Consider the following 21,933-nt stretch of genomic DNA (forward strand, 5'->3'; position numbering starts at 1 on the left):
GAACCGGTACGACGTGCGGCGTATTCACACCAGAGGCGGCATCGGAGCGGGGCCTCGGCGCCGCCGTCGCGGCACACGGAGAACGCCGCCGGCGTCGGCCGGCGGCGGATGGGTGACGGGCGGTGCCTAGTGGGCGGCTCGGGCGGCGGCCCCGGTGGTCGCGTGGTCACGGACCGGCAGGTGGTAGACGTGGAAGGCGCGCCCGATGACGGGCTGGGCGACGTTGCGCACCCGCACGCCGCCGCTCGTCATGCCGTGCTCCGTGCCGGCGTGCGCGTGCCCGTGCACCGCGAGATCGGCACCGGCCGTGTCGATCGCCTCGGCCAGCAGATAGCTGCCCAGGAACGGATAGATCTCCAGCGGTTCGCCGGCCAGCGTCTCCGGGACGGGGGAGTAGTGGGTCAGCGCGATCCGCGCGTCACAGCCCTTCTCACCCAACCCCTCCAGAGCGGCCCGCAGGGCGTCGGCGCGCCGGCGCGAGTACCTGACGAACTCCTTCATGAGCGGCTCACCGAACTCCCCGGCGCAACGGCCGACGAAACCGCCGCCGAACCCCTTGGTGCCGGCCACGCCGATCCGTGCTCCGCCGCTCTCCACGACCGTTCCCTGGCCCTCCAGGACGTGGGCGCCGACCTCCCGGAGGATGGCCGAGACCTCGTCGGGCCGGTCGTCGTGATGGTCGTGGTTGCCCAGGACGGCGACCACCGGGACGCCCAGATCCTGGATCTCCCGGGCAACCACCCGCATCTCCTCGGGCGTGCCGTGCCGGGTGAGGTCACCCGCCAGCAGCAGAAGGTCGGCGCACTCGGGCAGGGTCTCGAAGGCGGGGCGGAGCACACCCTGGCTCTCGGGCCCCATGTGGATGTCTCCGACGGCTGCGATGCGGATCATGAGAGCTCCTCCGCGTGGTCGGGGGAGGACGCCTCGGTCACCACGAGGTCGCTGTGTACCGGGACCCCGGCCAGCTCCTCGTGGACGGTGCGCAGAATCTCGTCGCGGCAGGGCGCCGAGGGCACGGTGCCGGTGAGCAGCACCGTCTGGCCGCGGGCCTCGGCCCGCACGCCCAGCTCCCCGAGGTCGCCGGAGGCGAGGCGGTCCTGGAGGTGGGCGATCCGGTAGTCCAGGTTCCGCGCCGGCTCACCGCCGCCCGCGTGCTCCGGTCCGTGGGTGGTCATGGGTGTTCCTTCCGCTTCAGATGACGTTCAGGCGCTCCAGAAGGAAGAAGAAGGCGGCGGGCATCGGCGCGTCCCCGCACTCGCGCCGCACCCGCTCCCAGTCGACCTTCTCGCGCAGGGCACGTGCGATGGGCAGGGCCGCGCCGAAGTCGCAGTGATGCTCGGAGAAGGCGGCGAGCAGGCTCCACAGGAGGTCGGTCGGCGCCAGGACGGGCATGCGCACCGAGTCGACCGAGACCTCCTCCGCCCGCTGAAGCATGTCCGCGCCGACCGGCTGGTGCGCCAGCTCGAAGATGATGTCGACCGGCTGTCCGAAACACGTGGCCTTGATCAGCCAGTCCTCCGGCGGGGTGTAGACCGTCAGCCCGGCCTCGCGGAGCGTGGCCGCCACCGCTTCCGCGTCCTCGGGGCGGATGGCGAAGTCGACGTCGTGCTGCAGGTTCTTCTCGCCGCCGTGCGCGTAGGCGGCCACGCTCCCGGCCAGCGCGAAGAGGTGCCCCTTCCGCTTCAGCAGGGCACCGACCTGCTTGGCCGCCTCCAGCAGCGCCTGGTTGCGGTCCAGGGGCAGCTCCTGCGGCGGTTCCGCGGCCTGCGGGTCCTGTGGTGGCGCGGGCTCGGCACGGTCCGGGGCCATCCGGAGGTCCGGGATCCCCGGTCGCCGGACGAGCGTCGCGTCATCACCGTTCTGCGTCATGACCCCTCCATTCGCCGAACCGGACACCGCTCTGCCCTGCGCTGCCCGGACCCGAGACGGCCTGCGTGCCCGCTCTGAGTACCCGACGCTTGCGGACCGACACGGCAGGGTGCCGGAGTGAGCCCGACCGCGACGTTCCCGGCCATGGGAACGCCCGGCACCACCCGGCGCACGCGCACGACGCCGGCCCCTGCGTCGCCCACGACAAGCAGTCACTCGTCGAAAAGCGGAATATGGGGCAAAGAGCTGGGAAACCGGGGGGAGCCGCATGATATCGCGCTCGTGGAGGTCGACATGAACCAGGAGACATCACGTTCGCCCGATCTTCCGCAGCCGCTTCGGGCCGTCGCATCCGGGCTGAGGCATGTGCCGGGTGCGGAACAGGTGGGCAAGGTGGCCGGAGGCACCCTGGACCGGATCGGAGCCGTGTCGCCGCGCGGCCGCCGGATGGCCGTGTACGCGGGTGCCGGTGTGCTCGGCGTGGCCGGAGTGGTCGAGTGGCCGGTGGCACTCACCGGCGCCGCCGTCGCCTGGCTGACCCGGCCGCGGCCCGGACACGGGCCCGACGGCGCGCCCCCGGACGGCGGTCCGCGGGCCGAGCGGGCCGGCGAACGCCCCTCGGAGGCCGGCGCGAAGGACACGCCGGACGAGCCGGACACCTCGTACGGCCCCGGCGACAAGCTCGCCGCGTCGCACTACCGGCACGACCGGCCGGAACAGCACGTGCACGAGCAGCCGGCCAAAGTGGGCGACACAGCCACCGCGTCCGCGCTGAAACAGGTGGCCGAGGCCACCACCCACCACGACCCGCACGGCGAGGAACCGGACCGGGAGCAGATCCACCGGCACGGACACGACAGCCGCCCCACCAGCTGAGTCGGGACACCAGCAGATGCTCACACGCTTCGACGTCGCCCCGCTCGCCGGGGCCGTGGCCGGGGCGGCCGCAGGCGCCGCCCGCAGCACCGCACAGGGAGTGACGTCCGTCTACGACACCACGCGCCGCGTCCGCAACGTCGCCCGCAACGCCCTGACCGGCGCACACCACTGGAAGGCCGGGCAGCGCGTCCACCTCGCGCTGCGGCCTTCCGACGGCGAGGCCGCCGCCCGTGCCCGCAAGCTGGCCGGGGAACTGCTCGAGCACCCGGACGTCCTCCTGGCGTACTGGGACGAGGGACTGTCCCGCCTGGTGGTCACCGCGGCCGAGGAGACCGCTACCGACCGGGTCACCGAACGGGCCATCGAACTCGCCGCCCGCTTCGGCCTGGACGAGGGCGCCGATCCGGAAGCACCGGAGGTCTCCCACCCCGGTGACCCCGGCGAGGTGCGCGTCACCGCGGCGGGCATCCTGTTGGACGCCGCCGGCGCGGCCGGTGCCCTGGCCGGCCGTTCGCTGCGCCTGCCGCCCACCTCACGCATCGTCACCGCCGGCGTCACGCTGCTGCGGGAGAACCCCCGCTTCCGCGCTTTCCTGAGGCAGCGGTTCGGCAAGTCCGGCATGGAGCTCGTCCTCGCCGCCGGCAACGCCGCCGCACACGGAGTCGGCCAGACCCCGCTGGCACTCGTGCTCGACGGCGTGCTGCGCGGCACCCAGCTGACCGAGGCGGTGTCCAGGGCCGCGGCGTTCGAGGCCCTGCACGACGACATCTGCCTCGAAGGGCGCACCAGCCTGCCCTGTCCGGCCGGCACCCGGCCGCCGCTGCGGGTGACACCCGCCCAGGAGTACGCGTCCCACGCGAGCACCGGAAGCCTCGCCGGCGCCGCCGCCACCCTCCTCGTGACGCACGACGCGAGGGAAGCGGCCGAAGCGGTCCTGGCAGGATCCCCGAAGGCGGCCCGGTACGGACCGGCCGCCTTCAACGCGACCCTCGGCACCTTCCTCGCCCACTCCGGGATCCTCGTGCGCAGCGCGGAGCGGCTGCGGCAGCTGGAGATCGCCGACGCCCTCGTCCTGCACGCCGACGCCCTGCGCAGCCGGCGGACCCGGAGCGACGACGCGTCCGGCCCCGCCGACGGCCTGCCCGACGATCCGGTCGACCCCCACGCCGAGGCCGTCCTCGACGCAGCCCGCAGGGCGGGACTGCACGTCGTGATCGCGGGCGGCTCCGACCTGAAGGACATCACCCGGCTCGCCGACGAGGTCGCCCCGAGCGGGACACCGTTCGCGGACGTCGTACGCGGCCTCCAGGACGACGGGCGCGTGGTCGTGACCGTCGCCCGGCTGAGCGAGTCCGGCGAGGGGCACGTCGCGGCCGGACTGCCCGCCGGCGACATCGCCATCGCTCTCACCGACAGCCGGACGGCCGTCTCCTGGGGCGCCGACGTGCTGGCCCCGGGGGGACTCGCCGACGTCTGGCGACTGCTGACGGCGATCCCGGCGGCCCGCCGCGTCGGACGCCGCTCGCAGACCCTGGCCCGCGCCGGCGCGGCCCTGTCGGGGCTGCTGGTCGCCCGCGGCGGACAAGCCCCGGGCCCGGCCGGCCGGTGGCCCTTCAGCCGGCACGCCCCCGTCAACATCGCCGCCGCGAACGCCCTGCTCGCCGGCTGGCTCGAAGCCACCCGCGTGGCCCGGGCCACCCCGCCCCCGCCCCGGCTGCACATCCCCTGGCACGCCCTGGAGCCCCACGAGGCCCACGCCCGGCTGGCACGGACCGGAAGGGACGAGGAGCCCCGCGGACTCGCCCTGCTCACCGACCGCACGCGACAGCGGGCGGCACGCCTGACCCGCCGGCCCGCGCTGACACCCGCCCGCTGGACCTGGCAGGCGGCCGGCGCCGTACGCCGCGAACTCGACGACCCGCTCACCCCCGTCCTGGCCACGGGCGCCGTCGCCTCCGCGCTGCTCGGCTCGATCGTCGACGCGCTGCTGGTGGTCGGTGCCATGGACCTCAACGCCGTGACCGGCGGACTCCAGCGGCTGCGCGCCGAACAGGCACTGGCCCGGCTGGCCGCCCGGCAGCAGCCCAAGGCCCGCAGGCGGGAAGGCCGCACCCGCACGGTCACCGTCGACGCGGCCCGGCTCCGGCCCGGGGACGAGATCACCCTCGGCGCCGGCGACGTCGTACCCGCCGACGCACGCCTGCTCGACGTCGACGGTCTCGAGGTCGACGAGTCGGCCCTCACCGGCGAATCGCTGCCGGTCGCCAAGGCCCTCGACGCCACCCCGGGCGCGCCGGTGGCGCAGCGCGCCTGCATGGTGTTCGAGGGCACGACCGTCGTGGCCGGGAACGCCACCGCGCTCGTCGTCGACACCGGTGACCGGACCGAGGCGGGACGTGCCGTCACGCTCGCCGCCCGCACCCCGCCGCCCGCAGGCGTTCAGGCCCGGCTCCAGGAGCTGACCCGCAAGGCCCTGCCGGTGACCTTCACGGGCGGCGCGGCCGTGACCGGGCTGTCCCTGCTGCGCGGCAGTCCGATACGACGCGCCGTCAGCGGCGGTGTCGCGGTGGCCGTCGCCGCCGTACCGGAGGGACTCCCGCTCGTGGCGACGGTCGCGCAGATGGCGGCGGCCCGCCGGCTGTCCCGGCGCGGCGTCCTGGTGCGCACCCCGCGCACCCTGGAGGCGCTCGGGAGGGTCGACACCGTTTGCTTCGACAAGACCGGCACCCTCACCGAGAACACACTGCGCCTGGTCCGCGTCGCCACCGCCGACGGCACCGTCCTGGACGTGGACAGCGAACAGGCCGCACCGATCATGCGTCTGGCCGCGCGCGCCTGCCCGCAGGAGGAGACGGAACAGGGGCGCCGCGTCGCGCACGCCACCGACGAGGCCGTCCTCGACGTCGCCCCGCCCGACGAGGGCTGGACGCCGGTCGGCGAGCTGCCCTTCGAGGCCCGCCGGGGCTACGCCGCGGCGGTCGGCCGCGACGGCGACCCGGACCTCGGTGACGTCCTCGTCGTCAAGGGCGCCCCCGAGACGATCCTGCCCGCCTGCCGGGACCTGCCCGGTCACGCGACCGACACCGCCCACGAACTGGCCGGACGAGGCCTGCGCGTCCTCGCCGTCGCCCGCCGCTCCTGCCGGGCCGGCGACGCCGACGCCGAACTCGACGCGTCGCTCGCCGACCTGGAGTTCAGCGGACTGATCGCGCTCGCCGACGTGCCCCGCGACACCTCACAGGCGCTGCTCGCGGAACTGCGCAGCTCCGGCATCCTGCCCGTCATGCTCACCGGCGACCACCCGGAGACCGCCCGCGCGATCGCCCTGCAACTGGGCTGGCCCGAGGAGACCGAAGTCGTGACCGGCGACGAACTGGTCGCCATGGAGCGCCGCGAACGGGTCCGGGTTCTGCGCGGTGCGGGCGTCGTGGCCCGTGTCGCACCCGAGCAGAAGCTGCACGTCGTGGAGGCCCTGCAACAGGCGGGCCGGGTCGTGGCGATGATCGGCGACGGCGCCAACGACGCCGCCGCCATTCGCGCCGCCGACGTCGGCGTCGGCATCGAGGCCCGCGGCTCCGCCGCGGCCCGCAACGCCGCCGACCTCGTGCTCACCACCGGCGACCTGTCCGTCCTGGTGGACGCGGTCGTCGAGGGCCGGGCCCTGTGGCGAAGCGTCGCCGACGCGGTGAGCATCCTCATCGGCGGCAACGCCGGCGAGGTCGGCTTCAGTGTCCTCGGCACCCTGCTGGCCGGGGCATCGCCCCTGTCGACGCGTCAGCTGCTCCTGGTCAACCTGCTCACCGACATGTTCCCGGCCATGGCCGTGGCGGTCACCCCGAGCGACGACCCCTCGACGGCCGAGCACGCCGCGACCCGCCCGATGGGCCTCGACGTCCTCGGCGCGCCCCTGCTGCGCTCGATCCGGCGGCGAGGCATCACCACCTGCTTCGGCGCTGTCGCGGCCTATCTCATCGGCCGCCTCACCCCCGGTACGGAACGCCGTTCCACCACCATGGCGCTGTGCGGCGTGGTGGGCGCACAACTGGTGCAGACCCTCTCCGGGCGCCGCCGGAGTCCGCTGGTGTGGGCGACGGCCCTCGGCTCGGCCGCCGTGCTCGCCGCACTCGTCCAGACCCCCGGCGTCAGCCACTTCTTCGGCTGCACGCCGCTCGGCCCGGTGGCCTGGGCGGGCGTGGCCCTGGCCATCGCCCTCTCCGCCCTCGCCCCCCGCCTGGAACGCCTCCAGGCCGTGCACAGCCTCTACGACACCGCGGCCCGGGCCGCCCTTCGCCTGGCCGACCTGAGCGAGAAGGCCCGGGATCTGCTGCACAGCGGGATCGCCAAGCCGGTGGTGGCCTGACGGGCAAGCGACGAGGGCGGCCGCCACCACGAGCAGTGGTGGCGGCCGCCCTCGTCGCTTGATCAGACCTCGCCGCGCCAGGCTCCCGTCTCCGACCCACGGGCCTCCATGAACCGCTTGAACCGCTGCAGATCACCGGAGACCTGCCGCTTGACGAACCCGAGCTTGTCGCCCACCGTCTCGGCCATGCCACTGGGGTCGAAGTCCATCTGGAGCATGACCTTGGTCGTGTCGTCCTTGATGCGGTGGAAGGTCACCACGCCGGCCTGCCTCGCCTCGCCGTTCACGGTCGTCCACGCGACCCGCTCGTCGGGTACCTGCTCGGTGATCTCCGCGTCGAACTCCCGCTGCTGGCCGCCGATCTTCGTCACCCAGTGCGTCAGGGTGTCGGTGCGCTGCTCGATGCGCTCGACACCGTCCATGAACTCGGGGAACGTCTCGAACTGCGTCCACTGGTTGTACGCGGTGTGCACCGGGACGCGGACCTCGATGGATTCCTCTACCTGGGACAAGGCGGTTACCTCCCTTTCTCGTACGGTGAGCAACCGCCGGGTACCAGTTCGCGCGCCGTTCAGTCATGGCGCCCACGACTTGTAGGGTCGGACGACGTGGCCACCTTGCTGATCGTCCATCACACGCCCTCGCCCAACTGCCAGGCGATGTTCGAAGCCGTCGTCTCCGGCGCGACGGATCCCGAGATCGAGGGCGTACGGGTCGTGCGCGTGCCCGCGCTGTCCGCCACCGCCTCCGACGTCCTCGCCGCCGACGGCTACCTCCTCGGCACCCCCGCCAACCTGGGCTACATGTCCGGAGCCCTCAAACACTTCTTCGACCAGGTCTACTACCCGTGCCTGGACGCGACCCGCGGCCGGCCCTTCGGCTACTGGGTCCACGGCGGGAACGACGTCACCGGAGCGGTGCGGGGCATCGAGGCGATCACGACGGGCCTCGGCTGGCGCCGCACCGCCGAGGCCGTGACGGTGACCGGCGAGCCGGACAAGAGCGACGTCGGGAAATGCTGGGAACTGGGCGCGACGGCCGCCGCCGGACTCATGGGCTGAGAGGGCGAGGGCGGTCAGCTCTCTTCCATTCGGCGTCGGTCCTGTTCGTCCCAGGCGCTGGTGTCGCGCGGCTGGGTGTAGGGCTCGGCCTCGGGCGGATGACCTCCCGCGATGGCCCGCTGCCGTGCCGTCTCCGCGTCGAACTCCAGGCCCAGCAGGATGGCCAGGTTGGTGATCCACAGCCACACCAGGAAGACGATGACACCGGCCATCGTGCCGTAGGTCTTGTTGTACGAGGCGAAGTTGGCGACGTAGACCGCGAAGCCGGCGGACGCGACCAGCCAGATCGCCAGGGCCAGCACGCTGCCCGGCGTGATCCAGCGGAATCCCTTCACCTTGGCGTTCGGGGTCGCCCAGTACAGGAGCGCGATCATGATCGTGACCAGCACGACCAGGACCGGCCATTTCGCGATCGACCACACCGTCAGCGCGGTGTCGCCGATCCCGAGCGCCGTTCCGGCCTCACGGGCCAGCCCGCCCGTGAAGACCACGATCAGCGCGCTGAACGTGGCCAGCATCATCAGCGCGACCGTCACACCCACCCGCACCGGCAGCACCTTCCACACCGGCCGCCCCTCGGGCATGTCGTAGACGGCGTTGGCCGAGCGGATGAACGCGCCCACGTACCCGGAGGCCGACCACACCGCCAGGACGAGTCCGACGATCGCCATCAGGGAGCCGATACCGGCGTTGCCCTGCAATTGCTCGACGGCCCGGGTGATGATGTCGCGGGCAGAGCCGGGGGCGAGTTGCTGGAGGTTGTCGATCACCTTGTCCGTGGTCGATTTGCCGGTGAGGCCCAGTACCGACACCAGCACGAGCAGGGCCGGGAACAGTGCCAGCACTCCGTAGTACGTCAGCGCGGCCGCCCGGTCGGTCAGCTCGTCGTCCTTGAACTCGCGCAGGCTCCCCTTCAGCACCGCGCCCCACGACTTCCGCGGCAGCTCGCTCGGCGTGTCCGGCGCCGCACGCTCCACCTCGGGGGCCGGCCCGGGCTCTGCCGCATCGGCTTCCGAAGCCGGGGCACGAGTGGAGGCGGGGTCCTGAGCCGGGGCCTCGGCCTCTCGGTGTTCTTTTCGTCCTGGAATATGCAGCTTCACCATGCGCACCGGGTAACCCCGCGCGGTGCCCTTAAGCCGCGCTCGGCGCGCCGTCCTGGGTCCGGGGCCCGGCGCGCGGTCACGCACCCCGCCGTCCGCCGTGCGGCCACGCCGAAGCGCGTCCCCTCCCTGGTCTCGGGAATGGCCGGCGCGGCTCTCCCGGCGGGGTTGAGGGAGCACTCCGCACCGGGCACGATGCCCTCATGACCGCGTCCCCTGCCGTCCGCCCGTACCGCTCCGAGGACGGTCCGGCCCTCGACGACATCTGCGTCCGCACCGCGCACAACGGCCAGGACAGCCGCCCTCACTACGTCGACCCGGGCGTCTTCCCGGCCACCTTCGCGGCGCCGTACGTTCACCTGGAGCCGGAACTGGCCTTCGTGCTGGACGACGGGCAGGGGCAGGCGGTCGGCTACATCCTCGGCACGGCCGACACCGGGCGCTTCGCGGAGGCCTTCCGCACCGAGTGGCTGCCTCTGGTCGCCGACCGCTACCCGGCGCCGCCCGAACCGCCGCGCACCCCTGACGAGGAGATCGCCCGTCTGCTGCACCGTCCCGAACGGATGGTGGTTCCCGAACTGGCCGCGTACCCCGCGCATCTGCACATCGACCTGCTGCCCGAGTGGCAGGGCGGGGGCCACGGACGCCGCCTGATGCGGACCTTCCTGGAGGCTCTGCACGGCAGGGGAGTACCGGCCGTCCACCTGGCCATGGGGACCGCCAACACCCGGGCCAGGGCCTTCTACGGCCGAGTGGGCTTCCACGAGCTCGACGTCCCCGGGCCCGGCGCCACCACCTACCTCGGACGTGCCACCGAGGAAGCCGACCGTCTCTGACGCCCCCGGCCCGGCAGGCGCATCGAACGCGCCAGGAGGAGCGGAAGTGGCGCAATCAGACGTTGCCGACCCGTGTCTTCGGGCGCACCCTGTGCACTGCGGGAGCGCTCCCACGCTCTCCCGCTCCCCACGGAAGAGCTTCGACAACCCCCACATCCGAAAGAAGGAGATCATGAATTGTCATGGTCATGTCCTTAGTCGTGGTGGTCTCAGGCCACGATCACGTCTGGCGCTCGCCCTGAGTGTGCTGGTCGCCGCCCTGCTGAGCCTGCTCCCCTGGAGCGGCACCGCCGTCGCGCACGGCTCGGTCGTCGACCCGGCATCCCGCAACTACGGCTGCTGGCAGCGCTGGGGCAGCGACCACCTGAACCCCGCGATGGCCCAGCAGGACCCCATGTGCTGGCAGGCGTGGCGGGCCGACGCGAACGCCATGTGGAACTGGAACGGCCTGTACCGCAACGGCTCGGGCGGCAACTTCCAGGCCGTGGTCCCCAACGGACAGTTGTGCAGCGGCGGACGCACCGAGGGCGGCCGGTACAACTCCCTGGACACGGTCGGGGCGTGGAAGACCACGGACATCGGCCGCAACTTCACCGTGAAGCTGTACGACCAGGCCAGTCACGGCGCCGACTACTTCCTGGTCTACGTCACGCGGCAGGGCTTCGACCCCACCACCCAGCCGCTGACCTGGAGCGACCTGCGCCTCGTGGCCCGCACGGGCAAGTACGCGCCCAGCCAGAACTACGAGATTCCGGTGAGCACTTCGGGGCTGAGTGGCCGGCACGTCGTCTACACGATCTGGCAGGCCTCGCACATGGACCAGACCTACTTCCTGTGCAGTGACGTGAACTTCCGCTGACCTGCGGGTCTCCGCCGGGTCGTGCGTCCGGCGGGGACCGGCACGCCCTGTGCTTCCTGAGAGTTTCCGAAGAATTCCGGGGACGCTTGAACACGCCGGTGCTCCCGTACGTATGGGGCAAGGGGATTTTCATGCCCGGCACGCCACAAGCGCAGGAGAGCACCCTTGGGACGCAACACGCGAAGACGCCCTACCGGCCCGCGACGCGCGACCTTCGCCGCATTCGCACTGATCCTCGGCGGAGGCGGCCTGATGGCGGCGAACGTCTACGCCTCCGCAACCGACGGCGGCGGTGACGCCGCCTGGACGCGGTCCGGTACGGGGGTCCGGACCGCGGGCGCCACGATCGACTGCCCGGACGTCGCCACCGAGCTGACCGCGGTTCCCGACCGGGCGAGGCCGGAGGTCGACAAGGAACTGGCCCTGCTGGACGAGCAGATCGCCAAGGCGTACCAGCGGCTGAGCGAGTCGGCCCAGCAGGTGCGGCAGGACGCGGGCTTCGCCGACAACGCCATCATGAACCCGCTGAAGGACAAGCGGGCCGCGACCCTCGAGCGCATCGCGATCGCCATCGACCGCGTCGGGAACCGACCCGAGGGGCTCGACACCCTCGCCGCCTGCGCCGTACGGGACTCCGGCAACGAGGCCCCCGCGCAGGGCGAAGGCACGGACGGGAACACCGGTGAGCAGCCCGGCCAGGCGCAGGGCGACGGCGACCAGGGCGGGCAGGGCAGCGGCCAGGGCGGTAACGGCGGACAGGCGGGCAACGGGCCGGTCGCCGCCGACTTCGCGCCCATCACCAGCGTCCAGCCGGACGCCTCCCGCCCGCGCCAGGCGGCGGACGCCTCCCGCGGCTCCTTCGCCACCGACTGCGGCGTGAACGAGAACGGCTTGTTCAACTCCGACAACATCATCGCCGCCCCGGGCGTCACCAACGGCGCCCACCACTTCCACGACTACATCGGCAACCAGGCCAACAACGCCTTCGCCAGCGACCAGGACCTCGCGAACGCCGAGACCAGCTGCGTCGACCCGGGCGACAGGTCCTCCTACTACTGGCCCGTCCTGCGCCTCCAGAACGGCACCCAGGAGCAGGACGCCGACTCGCCCGGCGGCGGCATCGAGGGCAACGCCGGTGAGATCGTCACGCCCAAGCAGGTCACGCTGACCTTCCAGGGGAACCCGCGCGGCAAGGTCACCGCCATGCCGCGGCTGCTGCGCATCATCACCGGCGACGCCAAGTCGTTCCTCAACGGCCCGGCCAACGCCAACGCCTCATGGAGCTGCACGGGCCTCGAGGACCGGCAGCTGAAGGACAAGTACCCGCTGTGCCCGCAGGGCAGCGACGTCGTGCGCACCTTCAAGTTCCAGAGCTGCTGGGACGGCCGCAACACCGACAGCGCCAACCACCGTACGCACATGGCGTTCACGGACGCCGCGGGCAACTGCCCGTCCGGCTTCCGGCCCGTTCCGCAGCTGGTCCAGCGCATCGTCTACGACGTCGACGCGCCGAGCCTGAAGGACGGCGGCCGCACGACACCGCTCTTCGCGGTGGACTCCTTCCCGGAGCAGCTGCACAAGCCGGTCACGGACCACGGCGACTTCATCAACGTCTTCGACGAGGGTCTGATGCGGGAGATGGTCGACTGCATCAACGAGGGCCGGACGTGCGGGGCGGGCGCGGAAGCCGGGCCGGGCGAGGAGCCGGGTCAGGAGCCGGGCGCGGGGGAGGAGCCGCAGGAGCAGCCGACGAAGGCCCCCGAGGCCCCGCAGGAGCAGCCGACGAAGACGCCCGAGGCCCCGGCGGACCAGCCCACGCGTACGCCGGACGCCCAGCAGGGCGGCAACGCCGGCGGCCAGCCCGGTGACGCGGACGGTTCCGAAGACGGGAAGGGCGAGGCCGTCCAGCCGCCGGCGACGAACAAGCCGGCCCCCGAACCGGACCAGGACGGACAGTCCCCCGGCACTGACGCCCCCGGCGTACTGGCGACGGCGACGGCGGATGCGGGGACCGCGAACACGGGTGACCAGGGCGGCTCGAAGGAGGAGACCGGCGAGGACACGGACGGTCTCGGCCAGTCCCAGGCGGTCGGCACGGCGACCAGCTCCGCCCCGACCCCGTCGCTCCCGCCCCGGACCGAGCCCCAGGCGGTCGGCAGCGGCGGCCTGGCCGACACCGGTGCCCAGCTCTGGCCGGCCGCGGCAGGCGCCGTCCTGGTCCTGGCGGGCTTCGTCGTCCTCCGCCGTGCGCGCCGCGGCTGACACCACATCACCCACCAGCAGGGAAACGGCGGCAGGACCCCGAGGGGGCCTGCCGCCGTTCCGGCTCCCGCGACCGAGGCCCGGCCCGGGACCCTTCGGCGACCGCCGAACCGCTCACCCTCTAGCGTGACCCCATGAACCTCACCAGGAACGTCACACGCGGCTCCGCCGCCATGAGAGGGGTGGCATGACACCGGGGGATATGGCGGCCGTCTTCGCGGCCGGTGCCGGCGCGGGCGCAGTCAACGCCGTCGTCGGGTCGGGAACGCTCATCACCTTCCCGGTGCTGCTCGCCACCGGACTCCCGCCGGTCACCGCCACGGTGTCCAACGGGCTCGGACTGGTCCCCGGCTCCATCGGCGCGATCATCGGCTACCGCGAGGAACTCCGAGGGCAGGGGCGACGCGTCGCGCTGCTGGGTGGCGGCGCCGTACTGGGCGGCCTGACCGGCGCGGTGCTGCTGCTGACCCTGCCCGCCGCTGCGTTCGATCGGATCGTCCCGGCCCTGGTCGGCCTCGCCCTCGTCCTGGTCGCCTGCCAGCCCCTGATCGCCGCACGAGTGCGCCGCCGTCGCGACCGAGGCGGACCCGTCCGCCGTGACGGGGGCCCGCTGCTCTTCACCGGGCTGACCCTCGCCAGCGTCTACGGCGGCTACTTCTCCGCCGCGCAGGGCATCATCTACGTCTCCCTGATGGGCATGGTGCTCGACGACACGCTCCAGCGGCTCAACGCCGTCAAGAACGTGCTGGCCGCCCTCGTCAACACCGTCGCCGCCGTGCTCTTCCTCTTCTTCGCGGACTTCGACTGGGCGGCCGTCCTGCTCATCGCCGCCGGATCCGCACTGGGCGGTCTCCTCGGAGCCAGAACGGGCCGCCGCTTCAGCCCCGCCGTCCTGCGGACCCTGATCGTGTCGGTCGGCACCATCGCCCTCGTCCACCTGGTGCTCCAGTGACAGCCGCCCCACCGGCTACGCCCGCGCCCCCTCGGCGTCGATACGGGGCAGCACCCGGTCCAGCCACCGCGGCGTCCACCAGGCGTGCCGCCCCAGCAGCGTCATCACCGCCGGCACCATGAGCAGCCGTACGACGGTGGCGTCGATGAGCACGCTGACGGCCAGACCCAGCCCCAGCATCTTGACCACGATGTTGTCACTGACGATGAACGCCGCGAACACGCTCACCATGATCAGCGCGGCACAGGTGATGACCCGGGCCGTGATCTCCAGGGCGTGCGCGACGGACCCCTTGGCGTCCCCGGTGCGCAGCCAGGCCTCATGAACACGCGACAGCAGGAAGATCTCGTAGTCCATGCTGAGGCCGAAGACGATGGCGAACATCATCATCGGCACATAGCTCTCGATGGGCACCTTGCCGTGGACGCCGAGCGCGGGACCGCCCCATCCCCACTGGAAGACCGCGACCACCACACCGTACGAGGCGGCGATCGACAGCACGTTCAGGACGGCGGCCTTGACGGCGACGAGCAGCCCCCGGAACACCGCGAGGATGATCAGGAACGCCAGGCCCACCACGACGGCGATGATCACGGGCAGCTGGGAGGCGACGATGTCACGGAAGTCGACCTGGGTCGCCGTCGTACCGGTGACGTACCCCTTGGCGTCCGTGCCCTGGACGGCATCCGGCAGCGTGTCGTCGACAAGACGGTTGCTCAGGTCCGTGGTCGCGGCGTTCTGCGGGGACTTGGCCGAATAGACCGTGCCGACCAGGACGTCGCCGTCCTGCGTGGGCGTCAGGGGGGTGACGACGGCGGCTCCTTCGACCTTGTCGAGCGTCTGCTGAGCCTTCGAGGCCAGGGCGGAGCGCTGCGACTGCGGTACGTCCGTCTGGTCGACGACGACCGTGAGCGGGCCGTTCGAGCCCGGCCCGAAAGCGTCGCTCATGAGGTCGTACGCCCGCCGGTCGGTGAAGGAGGTCGGGTCGGCGCCGTCACCGATGTGGCCGAACTGGATGGAGAACAACGGGATCGCGAGGACGACGACCACGGCGACACCCCCCGACAGGAACCACAGCGGCCTGCGCTCCACCCGCTGCGCGTACCGGTGCCAGGTGCCCTGTGGCGTCTCACCGCCCTCGGCCTCCGTCTCGGCGACAGGGCGGCGCACGTGGTAGCGGTCGATATGCCGGCCGATGAGGCCGAGCAGGGCCGGCACCAGGGTGAGCGCGCCGGCGACGGCCGAGACGACGGTGACGGCGGCCGCGAGACCGAGCAGGGAGATGAAGGAGACCCCGGACGCGGACAGGCCCGCCAGCGCAATGATCACCGTGCAGCCCGAGACGAGCACGGCGTGCCCGCTGGTGCTCGCGGCCTGTCCGGCGGCCCGCACCGGGTCCACACCGTCCACGAGGTTCTGCCGATGCCGCGTGATCATGAACAGCGCGTAGTCGATCCCGACACCCAGGCCGATCATCGTGGCCAGGGTCGGTGAGACCGTCGCGAACGTGAACGCCGCTGCCAGCAGCCCGAGGATGGCGAGACCGCCGACCACACTGATCAGCGCGCTCAGCAACGGGACGACCGCGGCGATCACGCTTCCGAACCCGACCAGCAGCACGATGACGGCCACGCCGAAACCGATCAGCTCGCTCACCCGGTCGTCGGCGGCCGGCCGGGCCAGCTCGCCGAGGGGGCCGCCGTACTCGACCTCCGCGCCGGCCGACCGCAACGGCTGCACGGCGGAGTCGACGCCGTCGAGGTAGCCGTCGCCGAGCGTCGACGGCTGCACGTCGAAACGGACGGTGATGTAGGCCGTCTTCTTGTCGTCCGACACCGGCCCCACGTTCTGCTGGGACTGCCCACTCGGCGAGCTCGGGGCGGACAGCGGGTTCTGGGCTGACAGGACGTGCGGGAGCTTCTCCAGGTCGGCGACCGTGGTGGACATCTGGGAACTCAGCGCGGTCAGGGGCTGCTGGTCGTCGTGCAGCACGATCTGGCTGCTGTAACCGCCGGCCTGGGGGTCGTGCTGCTTCAGCACGTCCAGGCCCTTCTGGGACTGCGCCTGGGGGAGGCTGAAGTTGTCGGAGTACGTCCCCCCGAATTCACGGCTGACGACCTGCAGTGCCACCAGCGCCACGAGCCAGGCGATGATGACGATCACGAAGTGGTGCGCGCACCACTCGCCCAGCCGCCGCAGCACGCCCGCACGCGCCGGGTCCTCGGCCTTCTCACCGGTGCGGGTGCGCGGCATGGACGTGGCCTCCTGTGTCGGCCGGGACGTTCGGTGCCGTCCATTAGATGCGGGCGGGACCACGCCGGCATGCCGGACGCGGCGTCGTCAGGCCCTCGGGGCGGGCCGTTCCCCCGAAAGGCGGTCACCCGGGGAGCACGGCCGTTCGTTGCGGGGCACCGACGACCCGCCGCCGCGCGGCCACGGCTCCGGCCACGGTCACCGTCCCGTCCGGATGAGCCCCGGTGCACGGGCCGCGCGCGGTTCGTCCCCCGCGGGCCCCGTCCGCGTCAGCGCTCCGGACCCCAGCGCCACGCCCAGACCGACCAGCGTGCTGCCCGCCGCCTGCACGAGCCCGTAGGGGCCGGTGCCGACCAGTGGGGCGGTGCACGCCGCCGCGACCGGGATGAGGCCGGAAAACAGGGTGGCGCGTTCCGCGCCGATCCGCTGCATGCCCAGGTACCAGCACACGAAGCCGACCACGGTGACCACCACCGCCTGCCACAGCAGTGCGGCGGCCTCGACACCGTCCGGGAGCCGCAGCCACCCGGCGCCGTCGACCAGCACCGCGACCGCCGCCGACTCCAGCGCGGCAATGCCGCACACCGTGGCGGACAGCAGCCGGGGCCCGAGAGGCCGCAGCACGGGCACGGCGAGCACGGCGAACCCGACCTCCCCCGCCAGGGCGCACGCCGAGAAGGCCATGCCCGCTCCGTCCGTACGCCCCCAGCCCTGGACGGCGAAGGCGCCGACGGCCACCAGCAAGGCACCGTACAGAACCACCCGTTGGGGCCTGCGCCCGCCCAGGAGGGGCACCAGCACGGCGACGACCACCGGCGCACAGCCCACGAACACGCCGGGAACCGCTGGTTCCGCCGTGCGCTCCGCGGCGATGACGGCCAGGTTGAAGCCGACCATGCCGACCGCCGCGAGCAGGGCGAGACGAAGCCACTGACGGGGCGCCAGTGCCCTCAGCCGTCCGGTCGCGCCCTTCCCCGCCAGCGGGACCAGCAGCAGACAGGCCAGCCCGTAGCGCAGGAACTGGCCGCCCGCGTACGGGTAGTCGCCCAGGACGCTGTTGGCCGTGAAGGAGCCCCCGACGAGGACACAGGCGAGCGCGGCGAGCAGGGCTCCGCGCGTGGTGGTGGCGTTCATGCCGGCGACGCTAGGCAGCCGGGCGGTCCGGGTGCAGGTCCAATTGAGCGCCGTCCTGAGGGGCCAATCGACCGTGATCGCGTGTGTCTGGGCCGAGCCCGACGAGGGTCGAGCACCGCTCGGCGGCACCACCTCCGCGGCGGAGCGACGCGACGGGAACCTTGGGCCCGTCTCGCACGTCAACTCTGTACCCAGGGAGGGCCGATCGGTCCGGGGGACCAGCCGGAGAGGGGAATCGCCGTGGACGATGCGACCGCGCAGCAGGGGAATGAGGCGGAGGTGGCCGCACGCCGGGCCCGCTTCGGGGCACTGCCGGAGCCGGTCCGCGTGGAGGACATGGTCGAGGAGCGACCCGCCGGCGTCCCGGACCCGGCGCGCACCGCGTACAACCAGGACGAATGGCTGGTCCGCTACTGCTTGTGAGCCGACCGGCCCCGGAAACGGCCGAGAGGCGAGCCCTGCCTACGACCCGCTCTTCGCGCCCCGGTCGCGCAGCCACCGCACGACGTCGTCGGCGCCCTGGGCGCGGGCGATGCCGAGCGGTGTCCTGTTGTCGTAGCCGCACCAGTCGATGTCGGCGCCGCGCCGGTGGAGGTACTGCGCGGTGGTCAGGTGACCGCCGTGGCAGGCCCCCCAGAAGGCGCTGGTGATCTCGTCCGGCGACGGTGGCCGGTCGCTCTCGACGTACGCCCGGACCCGGTCGAGCAGACCGAGCGTGGCGGCGTCCTGGAGGGTGGTGCGGGCGCCGTGTTCGACGAGCCGGTGCGCGGCGCGCCACTGGCCGAACGCGCGGGCGTCGGCGAGCGGGGTGCCGCCGGCGATCACCGCCCCGGGCGCCTCGATGTCGGCCCCTGCGGCGATGAGCGCGTCCAGGACGGGCACGTCGTTGCTGCTGGCGGCCCAGTGCAGCGGCGTCTCCGCGTGCGCACCTTCGAAGCGGGCGCCGGGATCGGCCCCGGCGGCGACCAGTGCGGCGACCACCTCGGGCCCGCGGGAAAGTGACCGGGCCAGTCGGTCGCGATGTGCAGCAGACTGCGGGTGCCCTTGCCGTCCTCACCGTGCTCGGTGATGCGCGCGGTGGCCAGACCCGGGTGGTCGGAGAGCAACTGCCCGAGCCCGGTCAGATCGCCGCGCCGGATCGCCTCGATGACGGCCACGGCCAGTGGATCCCGCGATGTCAGCGTCTGCACGCCCGGCCTCCCGATCGCTCGTCAGGCCCTTGATTCTGCCAGGAGGCCACGACGGACCACCCCCCTTCCCGTCACAAGGGCGCCGGGACGACATGCCCCCACGTCCCGCTGGGCGTCACGTCCGGGTTAGGGCCTGTTGCGCAAGTGGCCTCGTCGCCCGGAGGGCGGCCGCCCGGCGTCCGGTGCGGCGAGTCGGGGTCCCCCTGTTCGAAGAGCTTGGACGAGCGTGCCGGGCGTCGCGCGGCAGAGGGCACTTTCGCAACAGGCCCTGGAGCGGGAGGCGAGCATGTCCGGGAGCGACGAGCCACCCAGAGGCGCCGAGGCGCTGGACGACGCCCTGGGGGTGGCCCTGGCCGACATGGTGCGCGGCACCGGCGCCTCGATCGGCGGCCTGTACCTGATCGAGGAGGCAGAGCCGGTGCTGCGCCTGGCGGCGCTGTGCGGCCTGCCGGTGGCGTTCAGCGCCCCCTGGCAGCGGCTGCCGCTCACCGCGCCCGTCCCGGTCGCCGACGCGATCCACGACGACGCCCTGGTCTGCCTCGGCAGCCAGGACGAGATGGCCCGCCGCTACCCGCGGGCCGCCGCGGCCCTGCCCTATCCGTTCGCCCTGGCCGCGGCCCCGCTGACCGGTGTACGGCGCCGCTGGGGCGGCATCGTGCTGATGTGGCCCGCGGCGCGTCCCCGCGAGGTCACCCCCCGCGAGCGGGGACACATCGCCTCCAGCGCCCGCCGCATGGCCCGCATGCTGGACGACGCCACCCGGCCGCCCACCCTGCCCGACCAGCCGCGCATCGTCCCCGTCGACGCCGCACACCACCCCGTGCAGACCGGCCTGGCGGCCGCCGACTACCTCGAACGCCTCCCCGAGGGTGCCCTTGCCCTGGACCTGGAGGGCCGGATCACCATGGCCAGCACCACCGCGGCACACCTGCTCGGCCGCCGCGCCGACCGGCTGCTGGGGACCCGGCCCTGGCAGTCCCTGTCCTGGCTGGACGACCCCGTCTACGAGGACCACTACCGCACGGTGGTCCTCAGCCGCGCGCCCGTGTCCTTCACCGCGCTCCGCCCACCGGACCACTGGCTGACCTTCCAGCTCCACCCCGACACCAGCGGCATCAGCGTCCGCGTCGTCCCGCGAGGAGAGCGGCCCGAGGACGCGGCACCGCCCGCACCCGCACGGCCCCTGCCAGCGGCACCGACGGGACGCCTCTACCAACTGGTGCACCTGGCCGCAGCGCTCACCGAGGCGGTGACCGTGCGGGACCTGGTGACACTGATCGCCCACCAGATCCTGCCCGCCTTCCGCGCCCCGGGCATGGTGCTCTCCTCCGCCGACGCCGGCCGACTGAAGATCACCGGTCATCACGGATACCCGGCCGCCACCATCGAACGACTCGACGCCCTGTCACTGGAGACCGACCTCACCCCCGCCGGGCAGGTCCTCGCCAGCGGCACCCCCGCCTTCTTCGCCGACCCGGCCGAACTGGCCGCCACCGACCCCCAGGCACCCCAGATCAGCGGCAAGCAGGCCTGGGCGTTCCTGCCTCTGATCATCTCGGGCCGGCCGGTCGGCTGCTGCATCCTGTCCTACGACCACCCGCACGCCTTCACCGCCGACGAACGCGCCGTCCTGACCTCGCTGTCCGGTCTGATCGCCCAGGCCCTCGACCGCGCCCGGCTCTACGACGCCAAACACCGTCTCGTCCACGAACTGCAACGCGCCCTGCTGCCCCGCGCCCTGCCGCACCTGCACGGCCTGGAGGTCGCCGCCCGCTACCTGCCCGCCGGCCACGGCCTCGAGGTCGGCGGCGACTTCTTCGACGTCCTGCGCCTCGACGACACCACCGCGGCAGCTCTGATCGGCGACGTGGAAGGCCACAGCATGGCCGCCGCCGCGCTGATGGGCCAGGTCCGCACCGCCATCCACGCCCACGCCACCGCCGGCACCGCACCCGGCCAGGTCCTCGCCCGCACCAACCGGCTGCTCGGCGACCTCGACTCCGAGCTGCTCGTCTCCTGCCTCTACGTCCAGCTCGACCTGGCCCGCCAGGAGGCGGCCTTCGCCAGCGCGGGACACGTCCCCCCGCTCCTGCACCAGCCCGGCCGGCCGACCGGGGTCCTCGACGCCGAGCCCGGCCCGCTGCTGGGCATCGACACCGGCGCGCACTACCCGGTCACCACCGTGCCCCTGCTCCCCGGCACCACCCTCGCCCTGTACACCGACGGACTGGTCGAACTCCCGGGCACCGACGCCACACGGACCACGTCCGACCTCGCCGGCCACCTGGACGCGGGCGACGGCCAGGATCTGGAACGGCTCATCGACCGGCTCGTCCGGCACACGACACCCACCGGACAGCACACCGACGACATCGCGGTGCTCCTGCTGCGCGCCACGCGCCCGCCGGACGGTCAGTCCTGAGCGGGAGAGTCGGCCCGGACGTACCCCGCCACATCGCGCAGTTTGATGTTGTGCTCCTGGGAGAGGCGCCGCAGCACATCGAAGGCCTCGTCCTGGCTCAGCCGGTGGCGTTCCATGAGGATCCCCATGGCCTCACCGATGGCGTGCCGCGTCTCCAGGGCGTGCTCGAGCTGCTCGACGGTGCGGGCCGAGGCCAGCGCGACGGCCGCATGGGAGGCGAGCAGCCAGCCCGCGGACTCGATGTCCTTGCCGAACGCCCCGGGGCGGCGGGCGTAGAGGTTCAGCGCGCCGAAGTCCTGCCGGTCGGTGTAGAGCAGCACGCCGGTCATGCTGCCGATCCCGAGGTCGCGGGCCTTCTGGCTGAACCGCGGCCAGGACGGCTGCGGCCGGCTCATGTCGGCGATACGGAACAGCCGCTCACCGTCCACGCGCCGGGCGGCGTCAAAACAGGGCCCCTCACCCAGCTCGCCCTGCAGCCTGTCCGACTCCTCGACCATGTCCCCGCACACGGACAGCGTCACGGCCCGCCCCTTGGACACGGCCAGGATGCCCGCCGCGTCACAGCCCTCGATCAGCTTCACCGCCGATGCCGCGATCTCGTCCAGCGTCCCCTGCACGGAATCCTGCGCCAACAGGTCCCGGGCGAGCAGCGCCATCTCCTCGGCATACTGCTGCCACTCCACCACCGACCACCGCCTCGCTAGCCCGGCCCTGTCAACAGTACCCCGCGCCGAGCGGACCGCCGGGCGCCGAGAG

General features: G+C 72.9%; 18 protein-coding genes. 9 read left to right on the forward strand and 9 right to left on the reverse strand.

The features are described from left to right. Positions 1-126: 126 nt before the first annotated feature. The 3 genes from IE97_RS0114120 to IE97_RS0114130 are packed head-to-tail and all read right to left on the reverse strand — an operon-like array spanning position 127 to position 1,869. On the reverse strand, positions 127-891 hold the full coding sequence (locus IE97_RS0114120; protein ID WP_030237996.1) for a metallophosphoesterase family protein: 765 nt from the start codon (positions 889-891) through the stop codon (positions 127-129). After that, positions 888-1,175: a BON domain-containing protein gene (locus tag IE97_RS0114125; RefSeq protein ID WP_030238000.1), complete on the reverse strand. Its 288-nt coding sequence runs from the start codon at positions 1,173-1,175 to the stop codon at positions 888-890. The genes IE97_RS0114120 and IE97_RS0114125 overlap by 4 nt, the downstream gene beginning before the upstream one ends. A gap of 16 nt (positions 1,176-1,191) precedes the next feature. Beyond that, positions 1,192-1,869: a nucleotidyltransferase family protein gene (locus tag IE97_RS0114130; protein WP_030238002.1), complete on the reverse strand. Its 678-nt coding sequence runs from the start codon at positions 1,867-1,869 to the stop codon at positions 1,192-1,194. Between the two features lie 294 nt (positions 1,870-2,163). Between IE97_RS0114130 and IE97_RS42485 the strand changes: the two genes are divergently transcribed. Both IE97_RS42485 and IE97_RS0114140 read left to right on the forward strand, forming a co-directional pair. Further along, on the forward strand, positions 2,164-2,745 hold the full coding sequence (locus tag IE97_RS42485; RefSeq protein WP_051704973.1) for a hypothetical protein: 582 nt from the start codon (positions 2,164-2,166) through the stop codon (positions 2,743-2,745). 16 nt (positions 2,746-2,761) lie between these two features. Further along, positions 2,762-7,108 (forward strand): cation-translocating P-type ATPase, encoded by a 4,347-nt coding sequence (locus IE97_RS0114140; RefSeq protein WP_030238009.1) that lies wholly within the window; start codon positions 2,762-2,764, stop codon positions 7,106-7,108. A gap of 62 nt (positions 7,109-7,170) precedes the next feature. Here the strand turns inward: IE97_RS0114140 and IE97_RS0114145 are convergent, their stop codons facing one another. After that, the gene (locus tag IE97_RS0114145) at positions 7,171-7,620 is read right to left on the reverse strand and encodes an SRPBCC family protein (RefSeq protein WP_030238012.1); all 450 of its coding nucleotides are present in this window, start codon (positions 7,618-7,620) and stop codon (positions 7,171-7,173) included. Positions 7,621-7,716: 96 nt separating this feature from the next. Here IE97_RS0114145 and IE97_RS0114150 point away from each other — a divergent pair, with 96 nt between their 5' ends. Continuing rightward, a complete protein-coding gene (locus IE97_RS0114150) occupies positions 7,717-8,169 on the forward strand; it encodes a flavodoxin family protein (protein WP_030238014.1) in 453 nt (150 codons plus the stop codon). Positions 8,170-8,183: 14 nt separating this feature from the next. Here IE97_RS0114150 and IE97_RS0114155 read toward each other — a convergent pair whose 3' ends face one another. After that, complete coding sequence (locus tag IE97_RS0114155) at positions 8,184-9,272, reverse strand: YihY/virulence factor BrkB family protein (RefSeq protein ID WP_078603223.1); 1,089 nt, start codon at positions 9,270-9,272, stop codon at positions 8,184-8,186. Between the two features lie 200 nt (positions 9,273-9,472). Between IE97_RS0114155 and IE97_RS0114160 the strand changes: the two genes are divergently transcribed. From IE97_RS0114160 to IE97_RS0114175, 4 genes are all read left to right on the forward strand, one after another. Continuing rightward, entirely contained in the window at positions 9,473-10,105 is a 633-nt protein-coding gene (locus IE97_RS0114160; RefSeq protein WP_030238019.1) for a GNAT family N-acetyltransferase, read from the forward strand. A 172-nt stretch (positions 10,106-10,277) separates the two neighbouring features. Then, the gene (locus IE97_RS0114165) at positions 10,278-10,964 is read left to right on the forward strand and encodes a lytic polysaccharide monooxygenase auxiliary activity family 9 protein (RefSeq protein WP_030238023.1); all 687 of its coding nucleotides are present in this window, start codon (positions 10,278-10,280) and stop codon (positions 10,962-10,964) included. A 252-nt stretch (positions 10,965-11,216) separates the two neighbouring features. After that, positions 11,217-13,226: a DUF1996 domain-containing protein gene (locus IE97_RS0114170; protein ID WP_030238028.1), complete on the forward strand. Its 2,010-nt coding sequence runs from the start codon at positions 11,217-11,219 to the stop codon at positions 13,224-13,226. Positions 13,227-13,413: 187 nt separating this feature from the next. After that, positions 13,414-14,178 (forward strand): sulfite exporter TauE/SafE family protein, encoded by a 765-nt coding sequence (locus IE97_RS0114175; RefSeq protein ID WP_030238031.1) that lies wholly within the window; start codon positions 13,414-13,416, stop codon positions 14,176-14,178. Between the two features lie 15 nt (positions 14,179-14,193). On the opposite strand, the gene IE97_RS0114180 is transcribed toward IE97_RS0114175, so the two are convergent. Both IE97_RS0114180 and IE97_RS0114185 read right to left on the reverse strand, forming a co-directional pair. Then, positions 14,194-16,431 carry an MMPL family transporter gene (locus IE97_RS0114180; RefSeq protein WP_030238035.1) on the reverse strand — a complete coding sequence of 746 codons (2,238 nt, stop codon included), beginning with the start codon at positions 16,429-16,431 and terminating at the stop codon, positions 14,194-14,196. Between the two features lie 198 nt (positions 16,432-16,629). Next, positions 16,630-17,565, reverse strand: coding sequence for a DMT family transporter (locus IE97_RS0114185; RefSeq protein ID WP_051704956.1), 936 nt, complete (start codon positions 17,563-17,565; stop codon positions 16,630-16,632). A 240-nt stretch (positions 17,566-17,805) separates the two neighbouring features. On the opposite strand from IE97_RS0114185, the gene IE97_RS0114190 reads away from it, so the two are divergent. Next, positions 17,806-17,988 carry a hypothetical protein gene (locus IE97_RS0114190; RefSeq protein WP_030238042.1) on the forward strand — a complete coding sequence of 61 codons (183 nt, stop codon included), beginning with the start codon at positions 17,806-17,808 and terminating at the stop codon, positions 17,986-17,988. A 39-nt stretch (positions 17,989-18,027) separates the two neighbouring features. On the opposite strand, the gene IE97_RS38445 is transcribed toward IE97_RS0114190, so the two are convergent. Continuing rightward, positions 18,028-18,546, reverse strand: coding sequence for an ankyrin repeat domain-containing protein (locus IE97_RS38445; protein ID WP_234324073.1), 519 nt, complete (start codon positions 18,544-18,546; stop codon positions 18,028-18,030). Between the two features lie 495 nt (positions 18,547-19,041). Here IE97_RS38445 and IE97_RS0114200 point away from each other — a divergent pair, with 495 nt between their 5' ends. Then, complete coding sequence (locus IE97_RS0114200; RefSeq protein WP_030238046.1) at positions 19,042-21,177, forward strand: SpoIIE family protein phosphatase; 2,136 nt, start codon at positions 19,042-19,044, stop codon at positions 21,175-21,177. Here the strand turns inward: IE97_RS0114200 and IE97_RS0114205 are convergent. Next, positions 21,168-21,833, reverse strand: coding sequence for a GAF and ANTAR domain-containing protein (locus tag IE97_RS0114205; RefSeq protein ID WP_078603242.1), 666 nt, complete (start codon positions 21,831-21,833; stop codon positions 21,168-21,170). The two genes, IE97_RS0114200 and IE97_RS0114205, sit on opposite strands and share 10 nt — an antisense overlap. Between the last annotated feature and the right edge of the window lie 100 nt (positions 21,834-21,933).

The sequence above is a fragment of the Streptomyces sp. NRRL S-455 genome, from assembly GCF_000717875.1.
In the GTDB taxonomy this organism is placed as follows: domain Bacteria; phylum Actinomycetota; class Actinomycetes; order Streptomycetales; family Streptomycetaceae; genus Streptomyces.